A 251-nucleotide genomic window follows, 5' to 3' on the forward strand; every position below is an offset into this window, starting at 1 on the left:
TGGCAATGTTTGCCGCCGATGCGCTTGGCGGTCATGGCGATACCACGGAAGCTGAAGCCTTCCCGGATTATCTCAGGGCCTTCGCTGTCATCGAGGCTTCGCCCGACCAGACACTTTACGTCGCAGAGCGCGGCGGCGAGGTGGTCGGCACGTTTCAGACGATGGTGACCACGTCGCTCACTGGCCGTGGCTCCTCGGCGATGATCATCGAGGCGGTGCAGACGCGTGCCGATATGCGCGGGCAGGGGGTC

At 64.1% G+C, this 251-nt stretch carries 1 pseudogene; it reads left to right on the top strand.

Features of this window, described 5'->3' with window-relative positions:
- Window positions 1-251, top strand: a pseudogene (locus tag AF337_RS05640) (GNAT family N-acetyltransferase); the annotation flags it as partial.

This window comes from Rhizobium ecuadorense (genome assembly GCF_001187535.1).
In the GTDB taxonomy this organism is placed as follows: Bacteria; Pseudomonadota; Alphaproteobacteria; order Rhizobiales; family Rhizobiaceae; genus Rhizobium; species Rhizobium ecuadorense.